Raw genomic sequence first — 18,840 nt, forward strand, 5'->3', positions numbered from 1 at the left:
CGAAGAGGGGGCGGATTGCCCCTTTGATTTCAGGGAAAATTCCGTTATGGTTTAGGGCCGACTACCACTTTGCGGACGAGGATGGACCCATGGAAGACACTAAGCCCCGTGCTATTTATCTGCAAGATTATCTCCCGCCGGCCTACCTGGTGGATGCCGTCGCGCTGCGTTTCGAGCTCGGCGAAGAGTCCACCCGCGTCAGCTCGCGGCTCCACTGCCGCCGCAACCCCGATTTCCCGGGCGAGCCGCAGGCGCTGGTGCTGTTCGGCCGGCAGCTGTTTTTGACGAGTCTTCTCCTCGACGGCCGGCAGTTGCAGCCGGGCGAATACCGGGTGGACGAGGAATCCCTGAGCATTCCCGGCGTGCCAGAATCCTTCTGCCTCGAGGTGAACACCGAAATCCGCCCCCAGGAAAACACCTCCCTCGAGGGGCTTTACAAGTCGAGCGGCATCTTCTGCACCCAGTGCGAGGCCCAGGGCTTCCGCAAGATCACCTACTACCCCGACCGCCCCGACGTCATGGCCAGCTTCACCACCACCATCGTCGCAGAAAAGGCCAGATACCCCGTGCTGCTCTCCAACGGCAACCTGGTGGAGCAGGGCGAACTCGACGGGGGCCGGCACTTCGCCACCTGGCAGGATCCGTTCAAAAAGCCTTCCTACCTGTTCGCCCTGGTCGCCGGCGACCTGGTGCGCATCGCCGACAGCTTCACTACTGCCTCGGGGCGCGAGGTGCAGCTGCACATCTACGTCGAGCAGCGCAACCGCGACAAATGCGACCACGCCATGCGCTCACTGAAAAAAGCCATGCGCTGGGACGAGCAGACCTACGGCCTGGAGTACGACCTGGACATCTACATGATCCTGGCGGTGGACGACTTCAACATGGGGGCGATGGAGAACAAGGGGCTCAACATCTTCAACTCCAAGTACGTGCTGGCCCGCCCCGACACCGCCACCGACGCCGATTACCAGGCCATCGAGGGGGTCATCGGCCACGAGTACTTCCACAACTGGACCGGCAACCGGGTCACCTGCCGCGACTGGTTCCAGCTCTCTCTCAAGGAGGGGCTGACCGTGTTCCGCGATCAGGAGTTCTCCGCGGACATGACCAGCCGGGCGGTCAAGCGCATCGACGACGTGCGGGTGCTGCGCAACGCCCAGTTCCCAGAGGATGCCGGGCCCATGGCTCACCCGGTGCGCCCCGATTCCTACGTGGAGATCAACAACTTCTACACCACCACGGTCTACAACAAGGGGGCCGAGGTGATCCGCATGTACCACACCCTGCTTGGTGCCGAGGGGTTCCGCAAGGGACTGCAGCTCTACCTCGAGCGGCACGACGGCCAGGCGGTCACCACCGACGATTTTCTCGCCGCCATGGCCGAAGCCGGCGGCCGCGACCTCGGCCAGTTCGCCCTCTGGTACAGCCAGGCCGGCACCCCCGTGGTGCAGGCGCAGGGCAGCTACGATGCCGCCGGGCGGGTCTACACCCTGAAGCTCAGCCAGAGCTGCCCGCCGACCCCCGGCCAGCAGGAAAAACGCCCCTTTCACATCCCCGTCGCCCTGGGCCTGCTCGACCTCGATGGGAACGACCTGCCGCTGCAACTCGAGGGGGAAACAGCGCCGCTAGGCACCAGCCGGGTTCTGGAGTTGCGCGCTGCCGAGCAGACTTATCGTTTCGTCAACGTCCCCAGTCCGCCGGTCCCCTCGCTGCTGCGGGGCTTTTCCGCGCCGGTTCAGCTCCAGGCCGATTATACAGAGGCCGAGCTGGCCTTTCTCATGGCCCATGACAGCGACCCCTTCAACCGCTGGGAGGCCGGCCAGCAGCTTGCCTCGCGGGTGCTGCTGAAACTGGCCGCCGACCACCAGGCGGGCCGGCCGCTGCAGCTTGACGAAGCCTTCGCCGCCGCCTTCGGCAAGACCCTCTGCGACAGCGATGCAGACCCGGCCCTGCTCGCCCAGGCCCTTGCCCTGCCGACGGAGACCTATCTCGCCGAGCAGATGGCGGTGGCCGACCCCGAGGCGATCCACGCCGCCCGGGAATTCGTGCGCCGGGCTCTGGCGGAAAAATTTCGCCACGAGTTCGCCGCGGTGCTCGAGGCGAGCGCCCGCAGCGGACCCTACAGCATCGAGCCGGCGGCGGTCGGCTGGCGCAGCCTGAAGAACCTCTGCCTGGCCTACCTGATGACCCTGGAGGAACCTTCCACCGTCGACCACTGTTGCCGGCAGTTCCAGAACGGCGACAACATGACCGACGTCATCGCGGCGCTTGCCTGCCTGGTCAACAGCGCCGGCCCCGAGCGGCAGCAGGCGCTCGGCGCTTTTTACGAAAAATGGCGGGAGGACCCCCTGGTGGTGGACAAGTGGTTCACCCTGCAGGCGACCTCCAAACGCCCGGACACGCTCGAGCAGGTCAGGCTGCTGATGGAGCATCCGGCCTTCAACATCAGGAACCCCAACAAGGTGCGGGCCCTGGTGGGGGCCTTCTGCCACGGCAACCCGGCCCGTTTCCACGACCGCAGTGGCGCCGGCTACGCCTTTCTCGGCGACCGGGTGCTGGAGCTCGACCGGCTCAACCCCCAGGTCGCCGCGCGCCTGCTCGGCGCGCTCACCCGCTGGCGCAAGTACGACGGCGCCCGCCAGGAGCTGATGAAGTCCCAGCTGCAGCGGATTTTGGCCGCCGAGGGGCTCTCCCGGGACGTCTACGAGGTGGCTTCGAAGAGCCTGGCTTGAAGGACCGTGAGCAGTGATGAGTAATGAGTGATGGGTTTAAAGCAAGGCAAATAACTATTCACCGCGAAGAACACGAAGGGCACGAAGGAAAGGCCTGATCTCAGGTTTTCTTCGTGCTCTTCGTGACCTTCGTGGTAAGCAGGGTTTTTCACGTCCCCTGGGAATAAGGCAAGTCACATGGACAAGGTACTGATCGTCGGTTGCGGGGATATCGGGCGGCGGGTCGCCCGGCTGGAGCTGGAGCGGGGCGCGGAAGTCACCGGACTGGTGCGCTCGACGGAGAGTGCCGAAAAGCTTCAGACTCTCGGCATCCGGCCGCTGGTCGCCGAGCTGAACTACCCCGATGGGCTCGCCGAGATGGCCACCCGCGGGGCGTTGGTCTACTACTTCGCGCCGCCCCCCGGCGGGGGCGTCACCGACCCCAAGATGCGCAGTTTCTGTGCGGCGATTCGTCCCGGCGAGGAGCCGCAGCGGGTGGTCTACATCAGCACCAGCGGGGTCTACGGCGACTGCGGCGGCGAGCTGGTCACCGAGGAAACGCCGGCCAACCCCCAGACGACCAGGGCCAGGCGGCGCTTCGACGCCGAGACGGTGCTGCGCCAGTGGGGCGCCGAGCGCGGCGTTGCGGTGGTCATCCTGCGGGTCACCGGCATTTACGGCCCGGGCCGCATCCCGGTGAACCGCCTGCAGGACGGCCATCCCCTGCTGCGCATCGAGGAGTGCTCGCAGACCAACCGCATCCATGCCGACGACCTGGCGCAGGTCTGCGTCGCCGCAATGGCCAAGGGGGATGCTGGCGAGATCTTCAACGTCAGCGACGGCCACCCCAGCACCATGACCGAGTATTTTCTGGCCGTCGCCGAGCTGGCCGGCCTGCCGCGGCCGCCCCTGGTCGACATGGAGGAGGCCAGGCGGGTGATGACCCCGCTGATGCTCTCCTATCTCACCGAGTCGCGGCGCATGGACAACCGCAAGATGCTGGAGAAGCTGGGCGTGAAGCTGCGCTACCCGAGCCTCGAGCAGGGCCTCAAAGCCAGCCTCGCCCAGGGGTGAGCGCGGTGCGCCGGGCTTTTTTCACCCTGCACATCAGCGCCGCGGAAATGCTGCGCTACTACCGGGGGAGCGCCGCAACCGTGGCGGTCACCGCCGAGGATGGCACCCGGCTGCGGTTTCCCGCCGCCAACCTGCGACGCTTCGTCAGCGCCGAGGGGGTGCACGGGCGCTTCGAGGTCCGCTTCGATGAGGCCAACCGCCTGCTGAGCATCGAGCGGCGCTGAATCATCCCGGCTCCGCGCAAGCGGAGTGGGCCGACTTGTGTTAGAATTTTTATCCGCAAGCTGAAATGATCCCCCTTTGCGCAGCCAGATTCCAGGCAGGGCCGGCAGGCCGCGCCAGGGGGATTCCCGACCGGTTCGCCTCGCGGGCCAAAGGGGGTTATTGCCCGGGCTGGCCGCTTTTGCCGCTCCGGGCCGGGAGGTCCGATGAAGATATGGGGACGGCTGCTGCTTTGTCTGGCGGCAGGTTTGCTGCTTCTCTGCCCGCTGTGCGCCGCGCAGGAAAGCAAAAGCGAGATGCTGGTCTACCGCGATTGCGGTAAGTGCCACCAGGAGAAGATCCAGGAACTGGGGGGGCGCGGCGCGGCGCACCAGGAACAGCTCGGCTGCGCCGACTGTCACCTGGCTCACCCGAAAAAAGGGGAAAAGCCGCAGGTCGCCGCCTGCGCCGACTGCCATGACCCGGGCTCGTCGAAGCACTTCGCGCTGGCCGACTGCACCGGCTGCCATCATCCCCATCGTCCGCTGGATTTCGATTTTTCGGCTCTCAAGGGGGCCCGGCCGGTCTGCCTGACCTGTCACCCCGAGGCCGCCAAGAGCGAGGCCGGGTATGCCAATGCCCACGCCGAGCTGGCCTGCAACGAATGCCACCTGAGCCATCGCGGGTTGCCCTCCTGTACCGATTGCCACGACAGTCACGACGCCTCCATGGCCGCGGACGACTGCCGGGCCTGCCATGCGCCCCACCAGCCGCTGCCGATCCGCTACTGGGCCGGGGTTGCCAAGGCGTGGTGCGCCGCCTGCCATCCGCAGGCGGTCGAGGTCTTCGAGCAGCAGGGGGCTGCCCATCAGCGCCAGGTTGGCTGCTACCGCTGCCACCGCGAGCATCCTCCACGGCCGGGGAGCGCCCCGGCCAGCTGCGACAGCTGTCACGATCCCGGGAAAAACCGCCACTTCGTCCTGACCGATTGCCGCTCCTGCCACCAGCCCCATGCCCCCCATGGCCGGAGCCTGGACCAAATGGCCAACCTGACCGCCGCCTGCCTCTCCTGTCACCCCTCCATCCAGGAGCAGGTGGCGGCCTCGCCCGAGAGCCACGGCGGGATGGCCTGCCACGACTGCCATCAGCAGCATCGCCAGCGCCCCCTGTGCAGCGACTGCCATGAGCCCCACGCTGCGGCCATGACCCAGCCGGACTGCCTGCGCTGCCATGCACCCCACGCCCCGGGGCCGGTGCGCTTCCAGGCCGATACCCCCGCGGCCCTCTGCGCGGCCTGCCACGGGGAGGCCGTCGCCAACCTCGCCGCAGCGGGCGGTGCCCACGGCCGGCAATTCGGCTGCGCCGACTGCCACCAGGGCCATCCTCCCCAGCAGGGGGCGATCCCGAACTGCGCCGACTGCCACGCACCCGGCGATAATGCCCATTTCTCTCTGGAGAACTGCGCCGGCTGCCACAACCCCCACGCCCCGCTGGCCCAGGCCTGGCAGGGTATGGAGCGACTCGCTTCCGCCTGCGCCTCCTGTCATCCCGAGCCGCCGCAGGCACCCGCAACCCACCCCAGCCCCCATGCCGAGATGGGCTGCGCCGACTGCCATCAGGGTCACCGGGAGGTCCTTTCCTGCCTCGAGTGCCACGAGCCCCACGGCTCGGCCATGAGCGGGAAGGATTGCCGCGCCTGCCACGCGCCCCATGCGCCGCTGGCGATCGACTTCGCCAGCGCCCCGGAGCGCAAGCTGTGCGCCGCCTGCCACCACCAGCCGGTGGAGGAACTGGCAGGGGAGGGGGGAGGGCATCAGGCAGCCCTGAACTGTTTCGATTGCCATGCCGGGCACCCCGCGGCCGGCTGCCGCAACTGCCATGCCGCCCATCCCCAGCAGGGGGTCGGCGCGGCGCCGGCATGCAGCGAGTGCCATGCCCCTGCGGAAAACAGCCACTTCGCCTTTGGCGGCTGCCGTGCCTGCCACCCGGCCCACCAGCCGCTCAAGGTGAACCTGGTGGGCCTCGATCCGGTGGGGCCGGCCTGTCTCTCCTGCCATACCCGGGTTGGGCAGACCTTCGCGGCTCGCGAGAGCGCCCACCGCGCCATGGACTGCAATGAATGCCACCCGGTCCACGGCGAGTCCCAGGCCTGCGACCAATGCCATGAGTCCCACGGCCCGGGGATGGGGGCCGGCGACTGCCGGGCCTGCCACCAGCCCCACGCGCCCAACGTCCTAAGCTATGCCGCGGATGTCCCCGCCGCCCTGTGCGGGGCCTGCCACGGCGAAGCGGTGCAGACCCTGGCCACCCAGGGCTCCGCGCATCAGGCCAAGGCCTCCTGCGGCACCTGCCATCCCGAGCACAAGCCCGACGGCAGACAGACCGTGGTCTTCTGCCGCAGCTGCCACCTGCGCCTGCAGAAGCGCCATTACACGGTGGAACCCTGTCTCCCCTGCCATACGCCCCATGCCCCCAAGCAGATCAACCTGGCCGATCTCAAGGTGGTCAAGCCGCTGTGCGTCTCCTGCCACAACCCGGTGGGGCGCTTCATGGAGTTCAACCCCGGCGGGCATTCCCGGTTGGACTGCCGCAAGTGCCATCTCGAGCACCGCGATCACAAGCAATGCCTCGAATGCCACCAGCCCCACGGGGCGGAGATGACCCATGACGATTGCCTGCTTTGCCACAAGCCCCACACCCCGGCGGCCATCGAGTACGGCTGGGATCTGCCGGGAGCGCTCTGCGCCCCCTGTCACCAGGACCAGGTAAAGACCCTGGAGACCCGCGGGCTGGCCCACAAGCGCAAGGTCAAGTGTGTCGCCTGCCACCGCGAGCACCCCCCTGAAGGCGAGGCCACCGTGGCCGACTGCGTCCGCTGTCACGAGCCCGGTGACAAGGCGCACTTCGCCGTGGGCAACTGCGCCGGCTGCCACCGGGGCCATGCGCCCCGCGAAGTGGACTTCGGCGGGGTTAAACAGGCCCGCGCCGCCTGTGTCAGCTGCCACCCCGAGCCGGCCCGGGCCATGCAGGCAGCACCCAGCGCCCACACCCGGCTCGATTGCGGCGCCTGCCACACCGGTCACCGCGAGCTGCAGGCCTGCACCGGTTGCCATCGGCCCCATACCGCCGAGATGACCGGCGGAGACTGCGGGCGCTGCCACGCGGCCCATACGCCAGTCCAGGTCAGCTTTCCCGCCGGCATCCCCGGCAGTTTCTGCCAGGGATGCCATGCCGAGGTGGCGGCGACGCTGGCCGGCGGCGGCTCGCGGCACCGAGACCTCGACTGCCTGAAATGCCACCAGGGGCAGCACGGGGCGGCCATCGCCTGCGATACCTGCCACGGCTGGCCCCACGAATCGGGGCTGCACAAGAAATATCCCGATTGCCTGAAATGTCACGGCAACCCCCATGACCTGGTCAACTGGAAGAAACCCTAGCCATTTCCGGGGAGGCCAGGCGGTTGCCCCGGCCCCGGTTTGATGCGAGGAGGGAATGGAATGACATTGCGATCTGCTTTCAAGATGACGACCCTGGCCCTGACGGCGCTGCTGCTGGGCGCTCCGGCCGGCAGCCAGGCCGCCGAAGCCGGGCCCGAGGCGGCCTCTGGCGCCGAGGTCTACCGGCAGCCGATTCCGGAGATGACCACTCTGGAATGCGCCAAGTGCCACCCGGGGGTGTTCACCGACATCCGGGACCGGGGCGGGCTCCACCAGCTCGAATGCCGCCAGTGCCATGCCAAATTCCACAGCTTCCAGCCGGGGCTCGCCTGGGAAGAGCGGGTCCCTGGCTGCCGCAGCTGCCATGACCCGGTCCACGGTACCGCCTTTGTCCAGTGCCTCACCTGCCACCGCAACGCCCATGCCCCAGTGGCCAGCATGGTCGGCGTCGACCAGCTCGCCGACAAATGCGTCGGCTGCCATGGCCCCGTCGCCGGAGTTTTCGAAAAGCAGCCGAGCGCCCACGGCGAAGTGGCGTGCAGCGACTGCCACCACGGCCGGCATGGCTTCCGGCCGCTCTGCAGCGAGTGTCATGCTGAGTCCCACACCCCCTTCGTGGACAACGCCGGCTGCCAGGCCTGCCATCCCCCCCACGCTCCCCTGGCGATCACCCTGGGCGAGGGGGTGGAAAACGGCGTCTGCCAGGCCTGCCACCCCGAGCCGGCCGCCAAGGTCCGCCAGAGCGACAAGAAACACGGCAAGCTCAAATGCGTCTTCTGCCATGCCGGCAGCCACGGGGAGGTGCCCAGCTGCCGGCAGTGCCATGGGGACGGCCCGCACAATCCCGAACTGCTCAAGGAATTCCAGGGGTGCCGGGATTGCCACGGTGATGCCCACACCCTGAGTTTGCCGGCCAAAGGGGTGTAGCTTGCGCACTTTTTTCAGCAAAATCCGCAATTATGCCTCCCGCCACCGGCTGCGGCTGGCCCTGCTGGGGGTCGCTGCGGCGGCTTTTATGGTGATCGCCGCCGGTCTGGTCCTGAAATTCAGGTACTGCCTCCCCTGCAGTGACCCGGAAAGGGTCGAGCGCGGCGCCGCACTGCTCTGCTGCGACTCCGATTCCGCCAAACGGCGCGGGCTTTCCATGCTCGAGCGGGCCGCCGGCAATGGTCTGCCCCAGGCCCTGGCGCTGCTTGGCGAACTCTACCTGGAGCCCCCTGAGGGGTACGTTTTGGGCCGCCCGGAGACCCGGGCCTGTCTAGGCGGGCCTCTGCCTGGCAACGGGGACAGGTCTCTCGCCGGTTTCCGGCGGCTTGCCGGGGTGGGCGACCTGGACGGGCGGACACTCTACAACCTCGGTGTTCTGCTGGAGAAGGGCCTGTTGCGGGAGGATGAACTGGACGGTAGCGCCGAGGACTATTTCCAGCGCTCCGCCGAGGCCGGGAGCCCCTTCGGCATGTTCGCGGTGGGCCGCGTCTATCACCTGCAGGGGGACTACGCCGAGGCGGCCCACTGGTTCGGGGTGGCCTTCGAGAAGGGCGGGCATCCCGAGGCGGCCATCATGCTGGGGGATTACCATCTGCATGGCCGGGGGATGAAGCGCGACCGTGACCAGGCCATGGCCTGGTACCGCAAGGCTCTCAGGTCTGCGAAGGAATCCGCCGCCAAGGGGCTGGTCGGCAACCTGGAACTGGTGGCCGGCAAGCGCCTGAACCTGGCGGCTGCAGGTCAGCAGGGGCTGGTCGAGACCAGGCCGATCCGCGTGGAGTACCGCCTGCAGGGGAGCCTCGACGAGTACCTGGTTTTCCTCCGGGACGGGGAACAGCCCATCGGGCGCGTGGTACGCCGGGGCGATTCGATACTGGCCAGCTACGCCGGCCCGCCGCAGGCGGGCGAGCAGCAGGTCGCGAGCATGGTCCAGGGGCTCGATTGGGTTCTGCAGAGTTATGCCGTCGGCCGCTACGGCGGCGAACAGAAATTCCGCTTTTTGCTGGTGGGGGAATGAAAATACAGGGGTCGGGATTCAGGTTTCAGGACTCAGATGAAAGACGCTATGCTTTTACTAGAATTTTTTCTGACACCTGACACCTGACACCTGACACCTGACACCTGATTCACTCTTCCCCATACCCCGTCAGCTCTACGTAGCCTTGGCCGCCGACGGTTCCTTCCACAACCACCGCCCCCTCCCAGTAGCGCACCGTTGCCTGCAGCTCCTGGTCGCGAAGCATGGGGGTGATCTGCAGCTCAAGGCCCTCCCCAGGCAGGCGCAGCAGCCAGCCCGAAGGATAGCGATAGCGGGCACCGCTGTGGGGGCTCTGCCAGCTTCCCATCTCATCGATGATGACTTGCTGCGGGCGCAGGCGGCGGTAACTGCCGTCGCCCGCGACCAGGGTGCCGCTGCTCATGGGATCGCCGCTGCCGTCCTTTTTGCGCAGGCGGTAGTACATCAGCTCCCGGCCGTCGTCGAGCTGCAGGCTGAACCAGTCCCAGCCGGCCTGTTCGGGGCCCAGAGCGCTGGTGCTCCATTCCCGGTCGAGCCAGCTGTCGCCGGCCACGGCCAGGCTCTCCCCGCCCACCTCGATCCGCCCGACGGTCGGCATTCGGGTCAGTGAATAGTAGTACGAGGCGTTTCCTTCCTCGGGACTTTTTTGGCTCAGCCCCCTCTCCCCCTGCAGCACCACTGGCTTGGCGCTCTCCAGATGCAGATCGATGGCGATCCTCTGCTGTGCCGCGCGCAGGCGCATGGGCAGCGCCGTCGAGCCATCGCTCGAGGCTTCCCAGTCTTCGAGCCAGACCCGGTAGGGGTCGGTCGTAGCTCCGGCAAGCCCCAGGGCGGCCCGGGCGAAGCGTTCGAAGTGGAAAAAACGCCTGCCGGCCACGTCGGTGAGGGCGAAATGAGCCATGTAGAGCTGGTTGGCCGCCCAGCCGGATGCGCGCGGCTGGGGCTCGGGGGTCAGGGCGATGCGGAAGAAGGTGAGCTGGTAGCCGAAGCGACGCCCGTCTGCCGCCTGCAGGTTGCCGGTGTAGTACCACCATTCGGTGCGGTATCGGGGATGGGGGCCGTGGTCAGAGGGAAAGGAAAACTCGCGGGGCGTCAGCGCCCGGGCGTAGCCTTCGGCGGCATCTCCGCCGAGGGCTACGGCCACGTTGAGCCGCTCCCGGTCGGCGGGGGGCGGGGCAGGGTGAAAGGCGCGCTGGGTCAGCGCGGCGAGCGCCGCCAGGCAGAGGGCGAACAGGATCAGCCAGCTGCGCAGGCTCATGGCTATTCCTCCCGCAGGGCCAGCGCCGGCGCGGTGCGGGCCATGCGCCAGGCCGGGTAGAGCCCGGCCAGCAGGGCCGCGGCCAGGGCCAGGGCCACCGCCTGCAGCAACACGGCGGGGTCGAGATGAGTCTGCATGGTCCAGCCGAAGGAGCGCCGGTTGATGACCAGGATCAGCACCAGGGCCTGGATGACACCCAGCGGCAGGGCCAGCACCCCGGCGACCAGGCCGATCAGCCCCGTCTCGCCGATCACCAGGCCCCAGAGCTGGCGCGGCGTCAGACCGCCGGCGCGCAGCACCGCCAGTTCGCGGGAGCGCTCGATCTGCATGGCCATCAGCGCGTTGAGAATGCCGACGAAGGCCACCAGCACCGCCAGCGTCCGCAGCACGGCGGTGACCGCGAAGGTGCGGTCGAAGGTGGCCAGCGAGGCCTCGCGCAGGCCGCGGTTGGAGTAGACCACCACCTGCTGCAGGTCGGCGGAAGCCGCCCGCAGCCGCCCGACCAGCTGTTCGGCATCGGTGCCGGGCGCCAGGTAGATGCCCAGGGCGTCGACCCCGCGGTCGTCCCAGTACTTTTCATAAAGCCGGCGGCTCATGGTGATCCGCCCCTGGTCCGAGCCGTAGTCGGTAAAAACCCCGGCGATTGCGAATTCCCGCTCCCCGCGGTCGGTGGGCAGCCGCAGCCGGTCGCCGCGGCGCAGGCCCCGGTGATAGGCGAAGGGCTCGGAGACGATGACCGCGTCCTGGTGCTGGAAGGCTTGGTAGATCGCCTCGCGGTCCCCTTCGGCAAACCAGTACCCGGCAAAACTCTCCGCGGGGATTTCGGCGCTGAACAGCTCGCTGAAGCCCTGCTCGGTCTCCAGGTTGAGGTGGCGGGCCCGGGTGAGGCGTTCGATGCCGGGCAGCTCGGCGACCCGCGCGATGAGTTCGGGGTTCAGCGGGGTGCGCCCCGGGCCGAAGCTGGCGCTGGCGGTGGTGAGGTAGATGTCGGCCCGCAGGTAGCTCTGCAGCCACTGCTCGACGGTGACGCGGAAGCTGCCGATCATGATCCCCACCCCGACGGTGGCGGCAACGGCGATGACCAGGGCGGCGCTGGCCACTCCGGTGCGGCTCAGCCCGGCGACCAGGTTGCGGGCGGCCATCTTGCCCAGCACGCCGAAGGTGCGTTTCAGCAGCGGCTGGGCCAGGCGCAGCAGGCCCGCGGCGGCCGCGGGGGTGAGCAGGGCATAGCCGGTAATGGCGGTAAACAGCAGCAGAAAGCTGCCGGGAACGCTTTTGCTGGGTACGGCCATCCCCAGCAGACCGGCGGCGAGCAGGGTCGCTCCCAGCGCAAGGGCCCAGGGGAGCAGGCGGCGCCGGCGGCTCTCCAGCACCGAGCGCGAGAGCACGTTGCGTGGCGGGGCGCCGGCCGCCTCGATGGCCGGGGCGAGGGCCGCCGCCGCGGTGGCGCCCAGGCCGAGCAGCAGCCCCTTGCCCAGCGAGGCCGCCGAAAAGCTCAGCTGGCGCACGCTGACCACGAAATAGAGGTCGTTGATGGTGCGGGTGACCAGGGCGAGCAGGCCCTCGGCGAGCAGGGTTCCGAGCAGCAGGCCGAGCAGGGTGCCGACCATCCCCACGGCCAGCGCCTCGGCCAGGACCAGGGCGAAGATCTCGCGGCGGGTCACCCCCAGGGTGCGCAGGGCCCCGAGCAGGGGGCGGCGCTGCAGCACCGAAAAGGTCATGGTGTTGTAGATGAGGAACATCCCCACCACCAGCGCCAGCAGGCTGAGGGCGGTGAGGTTGAGCTGGAAGGCGCGGGTCATCTGCGCCATGATTTCGCCCCGGGTGCCGGCGGGGATGATCCGCGTGCCGGCGGGGAGCAGGGACTGGAGCCGGTCCCGGGCCGCGAGGCCTGTCTCCCCTTCGGGCAAGATCAGGTCGATGCGCGAGATCCGCCCGTGCATGGCCAACAGCTCCTGGGCCGTGGCGATGTCGGTGACCAGCAGCTGGTCGAGGCCCCGGGCCGCGACTTGGCTTCGCGGCTGCAGCAGCCCCACCAGGGTCAGGCGGCGCAGCTCTCCGCCGATTTCCAACTCGAAACTATCGTTCGTCTGCAGGGCCAGGGACGCGGCCGTCTGCGGGCTCATCAGGCAGGCGCCGGGCTCGGTCAGCAGGCGGCCGAGCTGCGTGCCGTCACCGGCTCTCGGCGAGTAGTTGCGAAACGGGCCTTCGGCCAAGGGATCGACACCGAGGATCTGCAGCGTGGTGCCGGGGCGGGCGGGAAACGCGGCAAACCCCTCTATGACCGGGGCCGCAGGGCGCCAGCCGGCCAGGCGCAGCTGCCGGTAGAGGGTTTCGTCCACGCCTCCGGAGCCGCCGACCAGCTGGTGGGTGGCGCTGCCGGAGAGGGTCTCGGCGGATTGGCGGAAGGCCCGTTCGGCGCTGCTGTTGGCCAGGTCGATGGCAATGACAACGGCCACCCCGAGGGCGACGCCGACCACCGCGAAGACGATCTGCAGGGGATGGCGCAGCAGGTAGCGCCAGCCGGCGAGCCAGAGGATCATGGCGCGGCTCCCGGGGAGAGCCGCTGCTCCTCCAGGGCGCCGTCGCGGATGGTCAGCACCCGGTCGGCCAGCCGGGCGACCTCGAGGCTGTGGGTGACCATCAGGGTGGTCATGCGGCTGCGGCGGGCCAGCTCGCCGAGCAGTTCGAGCACCTGGCGGCCGGTCTCGTGGTCGAGGTTGCCGGTCGGCTCGTCGGCGAGCAGCAGCAGCGGTTCGTGAACCAGGGCCCGGGCGATGGCCACCCGCTGCTGCTCCCCGCCGGAGAGCCGGTCGGGGTAGCTTGCGGCGCGATCGGCCAGGCCCACCTGCTCGAGCAGCTTGCGGGCCCGCTGCTCCGGATGCGGGCCCGATTCCCCTTTCAATTCGAGGGGCAGCAGCAGGTTCTCCAGTACGCTGAGGGTGGGGATCAAATTGTAGAACTGGAAGATGAAGCCGATGTTGCGGCGGCGGAACAGGGTGCGCTGGTGCTCGCTGAGAGCGGTGAGGCTGGTGCCGCCGATGAGCACCTCGCCCCCGCTCGGCTGGTCGATGCCGCTGATCAGGTTGAGCAGGGTCGATTTGCCGCAGCCGCTGCGGCCGAGCAGCACCACGAACTCGCCCTTGCCGATGTCGGCGTTGGCGCCGCGCAGCACCACGCGGTCCCTGTCCCCCTCGCGGAAGCTCTTGCTGAGGTTGCGCAGTTGAATCAGGGCGTGGGCGAAGCGATGGGCATCCATGCGATGGTCTTGCCTCCCCCGGTGGGCTGGCAGGAATCGGGAAATTGCTTTAATCATTCTACCGGGTAATTGCAGTTTGCGCACAGGTGGCAAGGCCGCATAGCCCCAAAAAGAAAGGCGGGCTCTTGCGAGCCCGCCTTCGGCGTTACTGGTTGGTTGTGGAAGCTTACCAGCGCTCGGAGCCGTGGCAAGCGGGGGCGCAGCTGGTCCCGTTGTAGTTGAGCGAGTTGTTCAGGGTGTTGCGCGCCGGTCCCTCCATGCTGCTGGTGCCCAGGTTGGTGAAGTGGTTGGTCGCCAGCTTGCTGGTATCGTGGCAAGTGGTGCAGGAGTACCTGCTGTGCTTGCTGTGGTCGCCGGAGTTCTGGCTGTTGTACTGGCTGGTGCCCCGGGTATGGCATTTGGCGCAGTCGGTATTGACGGCGATGGTTCCGGTGTACCAATCTGGGGTTTTCTGCCCGCCGTGGCAGCTGATGTTGGAGCAGGTGCCGTCGCCGTTATCGGTGGCCGCGCCGCTCTTGGCGCTCCAGGTCGAGGCGAAGGCCAGGTCGACCGTGCCGTTGTGGCCGGCGCTCTGGTGGCAAACCGCACAGTTGGTGCCGATGCTGGGCAGCGCGGTGTGGGCGGCGTGGGCACCGGCGTTGCTGCCGCTGGGGGGCTGCCCATGGCAGGCGGTGCAGTTGCTGTAGTCGGGTCCCGGAGCTGCCGGGGCCGGGAAGGTATCGACGTAATCGGCCAGGGCGTTCAGCTCGGCGCTGCCCAGGGCAATCCCCTGGTGCCCGGCCTGGATCTTGTTGAAGACCGTGTCGCCGATGCCGGCCAGTTCCGGGCCGCCGGCGGTGTCGTGGGTGCCGAGCTTGTGGCAGGCCGCGCAGCTGTTGTCATAGACGCTCTGGCCGCTGACCGGAGTCGGGGTCGGGGTGGGCGCGGGGGCCGGAGCGGGAGCCGCAATGGTGTCGACGTAATCGGCAAGGGCATTCAGCTCGGCGCTGCTCAGGGCAATCCCCTGGTGCCCGGCCTGGATCTTGTTGAAGACCGCGTTGCCGAGGCCGGCCAGTTCCGGGCCGCCGGCGGTGTCGTGGGCGCCGAGCTTGTGGCAGGCGGCGCAGCTGTTGTCATAGACGCTCTGGCCGCTGACCGGAGTCGGGGTCGGCGTGGGAGCAGGGGCCGGCGCGGGAGCCGAAACGGTGTCGACATAATCGGCCAGGGCATCGAGTTCAGCGGTGCTCAAGCTGACCCCCTGGTGGCCGCCCTGGATCTTGCTGATGACAGTGTTGCCGAGGGCAGCCAGGTCGGGACCGCCGGTGGTATCCACCGCCCCGAGTTTGTGGCAGCCCGAGCAGCGGCTGGTGTAGAGCGCCTGGCCGTCAACGGGAGCCGGCGCGGGCGCCGGAAGGGCGGGCAGCACGTCGGCGATGGCCTGCACCTGTGCACCGGAGAGGGTCAGGAAGCCCATGCTGCCCAGGTTGCCGTCGATCGCGGCCTGGATGCCGGCGGCGGTGCGGTTCTGGATGTTGGAGTTGGCCAGACTGCCGTGACAGTTCGCGCAGTTGCTGCCGTACAGGGCGGTTCCGTCGACGGGAGTCGGCTCGGGAGTCGGGGTCGGCGCGGGAGCCGCGGCGCTGTCAACATGGTCGGCGATCGCCTGGATCTGCTCGGCGGTGAAGATCTTGCCCTGGTGCCCGGCGGCCCCGGCGCTGTACTTCGCTTTGACCTTGGTGCCGTCGTTGCTGAGATCCCAGAACGTGCCGTCGCCGCTCAGGTTGTGGCAACTGGCGCACTGATTGGTGTAGAGAGCCTGGCCATCGACGGGAACCGGGGTCGGTTCGGGGGTCGGGGCCGGAGTCGGCTCGGGAGCCGGGGCCGGAGTGCCTCCGTCAACCCAGGACGCCAGGGCGGCAAGTTCCTCGGCGCTGAGCGCCTTGCCCATGTGTCCCCCCTGGATGGTGGCGGGGATCAGATCGCCCTTGCCTGCCAGGTCGAGGTTGCCCCTGGTGTCATGGCTGCCCATGCGGTGGCAGCCGGCGCACTGGGCGTCGTAAATTGCCGCACCGTCCAGCGCCGGGGCCGGAGCGGGAGGATTCTGCTGGGCGTTCTGGATGGCCTGCTGGACCGCATCGCGGATCTTCTGCTGCAGGGTCTGGCTGCCCTGGCCCGGCTCCTTGATCAGGCCGGCGATGGTGTTGTTGATTTCCACCGCCTTGCTCACCATGTTGGCCAGCGAGCCGTAGGCGCTCTGGATGTTCTGGGGGTTGAGGCAGTCGCGCATCGACTGGACCAGGGTCCCGACCATTTCGCTGTTGCCGCTGATCTCGTTCTGCAGTTCAGCGTTGAAATCGAAGCTGGCATTACCTTCGCCGGATTTTTTCACCTTCTCGATCAGGGTGTTGACGGCCATGTTGGCCTGCAGCAGCTTCAGCTGGGCATCGCTGACCTGGTCACCGGAAACCCCTTCCAGGCGGCCCATGGGATTATCGTCCAGGTCCGCCTCGGTCAGCCCCTCAAGCCCGGCGGCTTGCAGGACTGCCAGCACCTGGGCGGGCTCGACACCCGAAGCCACCAGGGTGGTCAGGGGGGAGACGACCACGTTGCTGTCGCCCTCCTGGAATTTTCTCTTCAGCATCCCCTGGTAGGCGTTGCCGTCATGGTAGCCCGGCTGGTTGACGCTGAGCTGGATGATGGAGCCGGGGGTCATGTCCTTGGGAAACTTGAAACGGCCGGTGGCGTCGCTCGGATAGGAGGCGGCCTGGAGGATCTCGCCGCCCTGGCCGATCTCCTGGAATACCGCTCCCTGAATGTAGGGGTCGACGGCCACACCGAAGGCCGCTCCGGTGGTGGCGTCCGTGCCGGAGGAACTGGAGCCTCCGCCGCCGCAGGCGGCCAGGAAGCTCAACGAAAGCAGGGTGGCAAGCAGGATTATCAGTCTGGTTGCTTTCAAGGTCTTCATCCTTTCTTGGTTCGTGCCCGGAGCCGCAGAAGCGGGTCCCGGGCCTTCGACATTTGGGGTGGTGCTTCGTTTATCAGTTAGTGGGTTGTCTGCCGCTTTGGCGATTTGACCGAATAAATTGCAACGGTTGAGCCGAACTTTAAAACGGTTGCAGGGAAGCCAAAAAGTACTATTGATTTCGTGTATTTATCTGTTGCTATGGGCGCTGGAGAAAGCTTTGCTTTTTTCAAGTGTGCCGCCATTTGCCCAGAGTTATGTGCTTCATTTGGCACAGCGCGGGGTGCACTGCTCCGTCTCGAACCCGCTTATCCCGGTCCGCAGGAAGAAACCGCTGCTGATCCTGGGACGCGATTCAGGCTTAGCAAAGGCTGTGCCGTTGTTGTAACCAGCCGAAAACGCCAGACTTTTTGTGTAAACCTAAACGATGGTAGGGGGCGGGGGGTGAATTCGCGAAGGGATTGTGTCAGGATTTGGCGACGAAGGGACGCTGCGCTTGGAAAAGGGCCTGGATTTCAGCCGGATCTGGCTCTGTCGCTATTTTAATACACAAAGCCGGTTGCCAGGGTGCGGAACGGGGGTCGGGAGGGGCGAAGGGCCTTTAACCCAGCAATGGCCAGGGTTTGATGAGCATTCCGGCGCATCAGTCCAGCTGCGTCGTGGATTTGCGACAAGATGCCCGCCTTGCCCATCAACCGGGAACTGCCCCGCAGACCCGGTCCCGCCCGGAATTCTTGGCCTGATAGAGGCCCTCGTCCGCGCGGCGGAGGGCCTCGGTGAGGTCGGGTTCTTCGGGCAAAATGGTGGCAAAGCCAAGACTGATGGTCACCTGCAGGTTTTGCCCCTCGGCGGTGAAAGGGCTCTGGCCGACCACCTGGCGCAGGCGTTCAGCCACCCCCCGGGAACCATCCAGGGTGGTTCCAGGCAGCAGGGCGAGAAATTCTTCGCCGCCATAGCGGCCAAAGATGTCGTATGGGCGGAGAGTCAGCTTGATGCGATGGGTGAGCTCCCGCAGCACCTGGTCGCCAGCCAGGTGGCCGTAGCTATCGTTGATTTTCTTGAAATGGTCGATGTCGAGCATGATCAGCCCCATGGAGGGTGCCGCAAGCTTTTCGCAGGCACGCTGCAGGCGGGAGATCTCTTCACGGGCCCTGGAGAGTATTTCTCCCCGGTTGTAGGCCCCGGTCAGGGGGTCGGTGGTCGCCATGCGCTGGAGTGCCTGCTGGGCTTCCTCGAGTTGCCGGGTTCCCTTGCGCACCACCAGAAAAGAAGCGGCGAACACTGCCAGCAGGATCAGGGTCAGGATGCCGATTGAGGCGCGCACGCCGCTGCCGATTTCCTGACGAAAGCGGGTGACGTCGAGGTAGAGCTCGAAGCTGCCGAGAATGGCCCCCTGGGCACTGCGGATCGGGACGTAGCATTCCACCACGTCGACGTCGAATTTCTTCTCCTCGGCCAGATCGAGTACCGCATCCTTGGTTTCGAACTTGGAATCGTTGTTACCCGCAAGGGCGTTTTCCAGGCGCCTGTTCCCCTCGTCGACCCGGCCGATGAGCGCGGGGTCGGTGCAGTGAACGATCTTGTGCTCCAGGTCGTAGATCTTGATCTTGACGATGTCGAAGGGGCGCAGGAAGGTGCGCAGCTGCCGATCCAGTTCGGCACGGTTGTTGGCGTCGATGACCAGTTCTTCTTTGCCCCCCTGGTCGGCGCGCAGGATCAGTTGGCCCAGGTGAACCAGGATCAACTCGCTGATGTCGACCGCGTCCCCTTCCGCCTCGGAAATGAGGTGGGCCGTGTAAACCTGCTGGATCCCGAAGGTGGCCCCGGCAATGATGAAGGCGATGGAGAGCGACGCCACCAGGATCATCAGGCGAAGCAAGCTGCGGGGGTTGGTGCCCTGGGGTTGGGTATTTCCGGGGGAGGCGCGAAGCATGGCAATTCCCTGGTGAGG

The 18,840-nt window shown here is 67.2% G+C and carries 11 protein-coding genes; 6 read left to right on the forward strand and 5 right to left on the reverse strand.

From position 1 onward, the window contains the following. Nucleotides 1-89 precede the first annotated feature (89 nt). From pepN to DESUT3_RS02770, 6 genes are all read left to right on the forward strand, one after another. Nucleotides 90-2,735 carry an aminopeptidase N gene (gene pepN, locus DESUT3_RS02745; protein ID WP_221250942.1) on the forward strand — a complete coding sequence of 882 codons (2,646 nt, stop codon included), beginning with the start codon at nucleotides 90-92 and terminating at the stop codon, nucleotides 2,733-2,735. A gap of 177 nt (nucleotides 2,736-2,912) precedes the next feature. Next, entirely contained in the window at nucleotides 2,913-3,788 is an 876-nt protein-coding gene (locus DESUT3_RS02750; protein WP_221250943.1) for an SDR family oxidoreductase, read from the forward strand. A gap of 5 nt (nucleotides 3,789-3,793) precedes the next feature. Beyond that, on the forward strand, nucleotides 3,794-4,012 hold the full coding sequence (locus tag DESUT3_RS02755) for a DUF2835 domain-containing protein (RefSeq protein ID WP_221250944.1): 219 nt from the start codon (nucleotides 3,794-3,796) through the stop codon (nucleotides 4,010-4,012). 204 nt (nucleotides 4,013-4,216) lie between these two features. Next, nucleotides 4,217-7,426: a cytochrome c3 family protein gene (locus tag DESUT3_RS02760; protein WP_221250945.1), complete on the forward strand. Its 3,210-nt coding sequence runs from the start codon at nucleotides 4,217-4,219 to the stop codon at nucleotides 7,424-7,426. Between the two features lie 60 nt (nucleotides 7,427-7,486). Then, nucleotides 7,487-8,353: a cytochrome c3 family protein gene (locus DESUT3_RS02765; RefSeq protein ID WP_221250946.1), complete on the forward strand. Its 867-nt coding sequence runs from the start codon at nucleotides 7,487-7,489 to the stop codon at nucleotides 8,351-8,353. Between the two features lies 1 nt (nucleotide 8,354). After that, on the forward strand, nucleotides 8,355-9,431 hold the full coding sequence (locus DESUT3_RS02770; protein WP_221250947.1) for a tetratricopeptide repeat protein: 1,077 nt from the start codon (nucleotides 8,355-8,357) through the stop codon (nucleotides 9,429-9,431). 109 nt (nucleotides 9,432-9,540) lie between these two features. Here the strand turns inward: DESUT3_RS02770 and DESUT3_RS02775 are convergent, their stop codons facing one another. From DESUT3_RS02775 to DESUT3_RS02795, 5 genes are all read right to left on the reverse strand, one after another. Then, complete coding sequence (locus tag DESUT3_RS02775) at nucleotides 9,541-10,689, reverse strand: lipocalin-like domain-containing protein (protein WP_221250948.1); 1,149 nt, start codon at nucleotides 10,687-10,689, stop codon at nucleotides 9,541-9,543. 2 nt (nucleotides 10,690-10,691) lie between these two features. Further along, complete coding sequence (locus DESUT3_RS02780; RefSeq protein WP_221250949.1) at nucleotides 10,692-13,232, reverse strand: ABC transporter permease; 2,541 nt, start codon at nucleotides 13,230-13,232, stop codon at nucleotides 10,692-10,694. Then, nucleotides 13,229-13,948: an ABC transporter ATP-binding protein gene (locus tag DESUT3_RS02785; RefSeq protein WP_221250950.1), complete on the reverse strand. Its 720-nt coding sequence runs from the start codon at nucleotides 13,946-13,948 to the stop codon at nucleotides 13,229-13,231. Before DESUT3_RS02785 ends, DESUT3_RS02780 begins: the two co-directional genes overlap by 4 nt. 166 nt (nucleotides 13,949-14,114) lie before the next feature. Further along, entirely contained in the window at nucleotides 14,115-16,883 is a 2,769-nt protein-coding gene (locus DESUT3_RS02790) for a CxxxxCH/CxxCH domain c-type cytochrome (RefSeq protein WP_221250951.1), read from the reverse strand. 697 nt (nucleotides 16,884-17,580) lie between these two features. Next, nucleotides 17,581-18,822: a GGDEF domain-containing protein gene (locus DESUT3_RS02795; RefSeq protein WP_221250952.1), complete on the reverse strand. Its 1,242-nt coding sequence runs from the start codon at nucleotides 18,820-18,822 to the stop codon at nucleotides 17,581-17,583. Between the last annotated feature and the right edge of the window lie 18 nt (nucleotides 18,823-18,840).

This window comes from Desulfuromonas versatilis (assembly GCF_019704135.1).
Lineage (GTDB): Bacteria > Desulfobacterota > Desulfuromonadia > Desulfuromonadales > NIT-T3 > Desulfuromonas_A > Desulfuromonas_A versatilis.

What these genes read in the sequence shown, in the direction of transcription:
- DESUT3_RS02775 (WP_221250948.1), bottom strand. Translation starts at nt 10,689, where the DNA reads ATGAGCCTGCGCAGCTGGCTGATCCTGTTCGCCCTCTGCCTGGCGGCG.
- DESUT3_RS02765 (WP_221250946.1), top strand. Translation starts at nt 7,487, where the DNA reads ATGACATTGCGATCTGCTTTCAAGATGACGACCCTGGCCCTGACGGCG.
- DESUT3_RS02760 (WP_221250945.1), top strand. Translation starts at nt 4,217, where the DNA reads ATGAAGATATGGGGACGGCTGCTGCTTTGTCTGGCGGCAGGTTTGCTG.
- pepN (WP_221250942.1), top strand. Translation starts at nt 90, where the DNA reads ATGGAAGACACTAAGCCCCGTGCTATTTATCTGCAAGATTATCTCCCG.
- DESUT3_RS02750 (WP_221250943.1), top strand. Translation starts at nt 2,913, where the DNA reads ATGGACAAGGTACTGATCGTCGGTTGCGGGGATATCGGGCGGCGGGTC.
- DESUT3_RS02795 (WP_221250952.1), bottom strand. Translation starts at nt 18,822, where the DNA reads ATGCTTCGCGCCTCCCCCGGAAATACCCAACCCCAGGGCACCAACCCC.
- DESUT3_RS02780 (WP_221250949.1), bottom strand. Translation starts at nt 13,232, where the DNA reads ATGATCCTCTGGCTCGCCGGCTGGCGCTACCTGCTGCGCCATCCCCTG.
- DESUT3_RS02785 (WP_221250950.1), bottom strand. Translation starts at nt 13,948, where the DNA reads ATGGATGCCCATCGCTTCGCCCACGCCCTGATTCAACTGCGCAACCTC.